Below are 5,139 nucleotides of genomic sequence, written 5' to 3' on the forward strand. Positions count from 1 at the left end.
ACTGAGGTTGCCCCCGGATGGTGGACACGGGGTCAGGCGGCTTGTGCCGTCTGATTGTGGCGGTTCTCGAACTCGACGGGGCTGATCATGCCGAGTTTCGAGTGCCGCCGTCGGCGGTTATAGACCCGTTCGATCCAGTCGCCGACCGCGAGCTTAGCAGCATTCTTGGTTGGCCAGGAGTATCGGTGGTAGAACTCCGATTTCATTGTGCTCCAGAAGGATTCAGCCTGTGCGTTGTCCCAACACACCCCCGTTCGGCCAACGGATTGAGCGATGTCGTGGCGGCGGGCGAACCGGGCGAGCTGCCCGGAGGTGTACTGAGTGCCACGGTCGGCGTGGAAGATCACCTGCTCGGGCAGCGCCCCACGCATCGTGACCGCCATCGACAACGCCGACTCCACCAGATCGGTGCGCATGTGATCCTCCACCGCCCAGCCCAGGACCCGACGCGAGCAGCCGTCGCGGACCGCGCAGAGATACAGCCAGCCCTCGCCAGTGGCCAAATAGGTGATATCCGACGTCCACACCTTGTCGAGCTCACCGCGGTCGAATCTGCGGTCCACCAGGTCCTTGGGACGGTGCGCGTCCAGATCGATGACGGTGGTCACCGGGGTGAATTGGCGGGGGCTGATCCCGGCAAGCCGTTGGCGGCGCATCGAAGCCGCCACCGTCTTGCGTGAGATCCTCACCCCGTCCTCACGCAGATCGGCCAGGATCCGCGGTGCGCCGTACACCTGGTCGGAGGCGTCGTGGAACGCCTTGACCATGGCGTCGAGCACCGCGCGGCGCTGCTGGGCCGGTGACGGGCTCGACGGGCCGGCGGCACGCCACTTGTAGAACCCCGAACGCGATACCCCCAGCAGTCCGGTCATCCGTGTGACCGTGAAGTTGGCCTTCTCCGCTTCGATGACCCGGTACATGGCTACCGGTTCTGTTCGGAGGCGAAGAAGGCCGCTGCTTTTTTCAAAAACGCCCTGTCCAAACGCAATTCGGCATTTTCCTTACGTAACCGTTCCAACTCTGCGCGTTCATCATCATCGAGCACTTCGGGAGTATCGGCTGCCGAGCGCGCTTTGGCCGCAGCGACCCACCGGCCAAGCAATTGTTCTCCCACGCCGATCTCGGCAGCGACGTGCGCGATCGGCCGTCCGGTATCGACGACCAGGCGCACAGCCTGCTCGCGATACTCCGGAGTGTACTTCTTGCGGTTTCCCGACACGGGAACATCCTCCCCGCAGGACCTAGCAGTCCCACGATCAGATGTCCACCATCAAGGGTCAACCCCACAAACCGGTGCCGGTCAGTTGGTATTGACTCCCAACACCATCAGCTCGACAGCGACGCAAGCACCGACGACACAGTCCAACTGGTCCAACGAATGTCCTCCGACGATGGTGTGGATGGCATCCTGGTGCAGCACCCCACTCCACCGCAGGTAGATGAGCGGTTGGTGTTCGAAGCAATCGGGCCGGCCAAGGACGTCGACGGCGTAACAGGTGCCTCGTTTGCCGCAATGGCGCTGGGGGGAAAGGGTTTTGCCTCTTGCACGCCCGGCGGGATCATGCGACTGCTCGACGCGTATGCCGTCGATATCGCGGGACGGCGAGCCGTCGTGGTTGGTTGCAGTCCCATTCTCGGCAAGCCGGTGGGGATGCTGCTCCTCGCCCGTGACGCAACGGTGACGTACTACCACTCACGAACCGTCGATCTGCCCGCACTGGTCGCTGAAGCCGACATCGTCATCGCTGCGGTTGGTCGCCCCGAGCTGATCAAGGGGGCTTGGATCAAGCCTGGCGCTGTCGTGATCGATGCCGGCTACAACCCGGGCAACATCGGCGACGTCGAGTTTGGCCCAGCCGCCGACCGCGCCCGGTTGATCACACCCGTGCCGGGTGGCGTCGGCCCGACCACCATCGCCGTCCTCCTCGCCCAAACCGTTGAAGCCGCACGCGCCCGCACCAATAATGGCCAAGGCCAACCGTCATCATGAGCTGACCGGAACCGGAACATGAGCGACCGGAAGTCGAAGACCGTTCTCGCCCAGCCGATCGCGGATCTGCTCGCTGCCGGCGCGGTACCGAGGTCAACGACCCGACGGTGATCACCGACCCGTTATCAAAAGCTGACGCGATCCCACTCCTGCGTCCGCAGGACTGCATCAGACGGCCCATGAATGGTCCAACCCCAGAGCATCCGGGCGACTGTCGCCCGGTCCGATGTCGTCGTTCTGTACTGGCGGTCGGGTCCGCCGTCGCGGTATTCCACGATGCAGTCGGTGTCGAGGGCATAGGCCGCTTGGGCGTACAGCTGTTCGCCGCGTTTGATCACGACCTGGTCGCCGAACCAGTCCTGCCGCGCCATCACGTCGTGAAGGATGCGCTCGGTCAAGTAGGGCAGCGTGGTCGCGTTGCCGGTGCTGACGTGCACCTCGACGCGGCCACGCGGGTCGAACAGCTGGCGGATTTGTAGATCGACAACGGCCAGTCCGCGATCCTTGGTGAGTTCGAGCATCCCGTACGTCGTGCCGTGCGAGCGGCGCGTGCACAACACGGCGCCGCGAGCGTTCGCGTCCACCGGCCAGATCGACAAGAATCCGTCGTCGTCGTCGTCGTCGCCGCCGATCGCATCGCGGCGTTCGAGTTCATCGATGAGATCAACCACCGCGGCCGACGGATCACCGCCAGGGTCGTCGAACAGTGCGTCGCAGATCTGCAACGCCTCCTCGGCGGTCTCGAAACCATCGGTCGCGATTACCGCGAAGTCATAGCTCACCGGTCAAGTGCAACATCGGCACCCGCCGAAACCTCATGTGAGCGAGCGAACGCCCAGACGGACGGTCGCCCCGCGTATGCGGGGCGCCCGCCCTACCCAACAGGCTGGTTACAGCGGGATCCAGATTCCGAAGAAGTAGAAGCCCCAACCATTTTGGCCCGGATCCCATATCGGTTGCTCGTTGTAGCCCCAGTAGTTGATCGGCCCTTGGTCCCACACTCCGCCCGGAGGAGGGAACGGCCCACCCCACCCGGCCCGCGGCGGTTCTCCCCAGCCCCACGGCGCTGCTCCATCACCCCACGGGGCACCACGGAAACCGCCGAAGGCGTCGGGAGGCCGCGGTCCGAAGTCGCGGGGACCGCCGGGGCCACCCGGCCCGCGGAAGTCGCCCGGACCACCAGGGCCACCCGGCCCACCGGGGCCGCGGTCGCCTGGCCCGCCAGGTCCACCCGGCCCGCGGAAGTCGCCGGGACCACCGGGGCCACCAGGACCACCGGGTCCGCGGAAGTCGCCCGGACCACCGGGACCACCGGGACCGCGGTCGCCCGGACCGCCAGGACCACCGGGTCCGCGGAAGTCACCCGGACCACCCGGACCCCCAGGGCCCCCAGGACCGCCCGGGCCACCAGGACCCTGGTGAGGGCCTCCAGGTCCGGGCCCGCCTCCTTGGCAAATCGGCGGCATACAACCGCCGCCTCCGCCCGGTGCCGCATATGCCACTCCTGAACCGACCCCCATCAGGGCCAATCCCACACCGCCAGTAAGAAAGACTCCCGCGACGGCTTTCTGCAGGTTCATCGTGTTACTCCTAATTCTGGAGGCATTCACTCCGATTCATCCCGACGGCTCGAAGTTAGATAGCTTGCCTATGATTGCTCCCTGTGTCCGCTGGTAATGCGCTGTGCGGTGCTAAAACTGGTGCTGAACAGCTGTTTTCGCCGTGGGGGTGCACTCGTCGGGTGCCGCCCACCCGGGCGATAGTCGATTAGCCGAGCCGATCAAGGCGCTTGGGTATTCCCAGCGCGTAGCACGGGATGGTGCAGTCGCGACCCATGCGGCCCCTCTAGCCAGGCCGCCCTGCGAGTTTGCTGATTGGTGACTGTGACCCACCACGCGCACGCGCACAGCTGGCGCCTAGTTTGGCGCGAGGCCGTCGTTGTGCTGCGAAGAACCCAAGTGCCGTACAAGATACTGGCAACTGCACGGAAGGGCACCATGACCATTAGCCGCGGACTGACCGCAGCCGTCGTCGCCGCTGGGTTCACTGTGGGGCTTGCTAGCCCAGCATGGGCCGACGATTTCAGCGGCATCTATTCGTTGAACCTCATCGGCGCGTCGGGAGCCCAGACCTCTTGGACCGCGAGATCGTCGTGTCCACCTTCGGGTGGCTGCGTTGCGCACATCACCACTTCAACCGGATGGAGCGGTGACGCGCAGCTTGCGGGTGATCGTTGGACGATGACGGTCGGCAGGCCAGACGGCCAAAGCTGCCCCGACGGCACCCGCCATGCGGAGTTGCAGACATGGTCGTGGGATGCGGCAGCGCTTGCCGGCGAAGTCAGCGGTGTGTCCACGGACCCCACCGCCTGCCCACAGACTGGCCCCGATGCATTCACGCTGACGAAGGTGCGCGGGAGTCTGTAGCCCTGCGACCTAGGCATCGAGACTGGGTCGCCGACGCGGTTGTGATCTTGGAAATGTCTTGATGGGATACCTCTGTGGGGCGCGAGGAGTCGTTTCGCGGTGGCTGGTGGCCAATCCTGCGACACGCGTTGGTCTCCCCATTGCGGCTCTGCTGCTGGGGGTTTCGGGCCTGTTCGGCGGGCTTGACCACGTCCCACTCGCCGACCGCGTCGACGACGTCAAACCCGGTACCGAGGTCACCGTGGAGCCGTTCACGCTGACCATCAAACAGGCGGTCGCGGTCGACCAGATCGGCGACGTGATCAGCCCGCTCACGCCAGGGAACCACCTGATGGTGGTCCTCGTCGACGCCGAGAACCAGAGCAAGGAGTCAGTGGGCAGCCCACGCGCTCATAAGAGAACCGGTGATCGCGGCGGCTATGGCTTAGGGCGGAAGTGCGTTGGCGTGCCCGCGCCATTGAGTGCTCTTGGCTTATCGCCTGAGTCAGCCAACTCGTAGTTGATCCGCCGGTCACGGATGACGGAATGCCGACGGTCAACCAGTCCACGCCAAGGTGGCCGAGCTACTTGACGACTCGTTGGTCGCCGCCGATCCGGCGGTCATAACCGATGAATCAACTGTGACCGATCGAGATCAGTGGCCCGAAAACACCCACGACCAGCGCCCCCGGCAGGACTCGAACCTGCGACCAACCGCTTAGAAGGCGGTTGCTCTATCCGCTG

6 protein-coding genes are annotated in these 5,139 nt (G+C 65.0%); 3 read left to right on the forward strand and 3 right to left on the reverse strand.

Annotated features, from left to right (window positions below; genetic code table 11):
• Positions 1–32: 32 nt before the first annotated feature.
• Positions 33–1,219 (reverse strand): IS3 family transposase gene (locus QOC69_RS30010; RefSeq protein ID WP_526446155.1). Its coding sequence is split into 2 segments (ribosomal slippage): positions 33–964 and positions 964–1,219, totalling 1,188 coding nucleotides; the frame shifts between segments, so codons are not numbered across the junction.
• On the opposite strand from QOC69_RS30010, the gene QOC69_RS30015 reads away from it, so the two are divergent.
• Complete coding sequence (locus tag QOC69_RS30015) at positions 1,133–1,990, forward strand: bifunctional 5,10-methylenetetrahydrofolate dehydrogenase/5,10-methenyltetrahydrofolate cyclohydrolase (RefSeq protein WP_526446156.1); 858 nt, start codon at positions 1,133–1,135, stop codon at positions 1,988–1,990. The genes QOC69_RS30010 and QOC69_RS30015 overlap by 87 nt on opposite strands.
• A 125-nt stretch (positions 1,991–2,115) precedes the next feature.
• Here the strand turns inward: QOC69_RS30015 and QOC69_RS30020 are convergent, their stop codons facing one another.
• Positions 2,116–2,772, reverse strand: a complete 657-nt coding sequence (locus QOC69_RS30020) for a hypothetical protein (protein WP_526446157.1) — start codon at positions 2,770–2,772, stop codon at positions 2,116–2,118.
• 108 nt (positions 2,773–2,880) lie between these two features.
• Positions 2,881–3,570, reverse strand: a complete 690-nt coding sequence (locus tag QOC69_RS30025) for a chitin-binding protein (protein WP_526446158.1) — start codon at positions 3,568–3,570, stop codon at positions 2,881–2,883.
• Between the two features lie 417 nt (positions 3,571–3,987).
• Between QOC69_RS30025 and QOC69_RS30030 the strand changes: the two genes are divergently transcribed.
• Together QOC69_RS30030 and QOC69_RS30035 are read left to right on the forward strand one after the other, a co-directional pair.
• Positions 3,988–4,416: a hypothetical protein gene (locus QOC69_RS30030; RefSeq protein ID WP_526446159.1), complete on the forward strand. Its 429-nt coding sequence runs from the start codon at positions 3,988–3,990 to the stop codon at positions 4,414–4,416.
• A 106-nt stretch (positions 4,417–4,522) separates the two neighbouring features.
• The gene (locus QOC69_RS30035; RefSeq protein WP_526446160.1) at positions 4,523–4,915 is read left to right on the forward strand and encodes a hypothetical protein; all 393 of its coding nucleotides are present in this window, start codon (positions 4,523–4,525) and stop codon (positions 4,913–4,915) included.
• The last annotated feature ends 224 nt before the right edge of the window (positions 4,916–5,139 follow it).

It is taken from the genome of Mycobacterium sp., from assembly GCF_032162105.1.
In the GTDB taxonomy this organism is placed as follows: Bacteria; Actinomycetota; Actinomycetes; order Mycobacteriales; family Mycobacteriaceae; genus Mycobacterium.

What these genes read in the sequence shown, in the direction of transcription:
- QOC69_RS30030 (WP_526446159.1), top strand. Translation starts at nt 3,988, where the DNA reads ATGACCATTAGCCGCGGACTGACCGCAGCCGTCGTCGCCGCTGGGTTC.
- QOC69_RS30025 (WP_526446158.1), bottom strand. Translation starts at nt 3,570, where the DNA reads ATGAACCTGCAGAAAGCCGTCGCGGGAGTCTTTCTTACTGGCGGTGTG.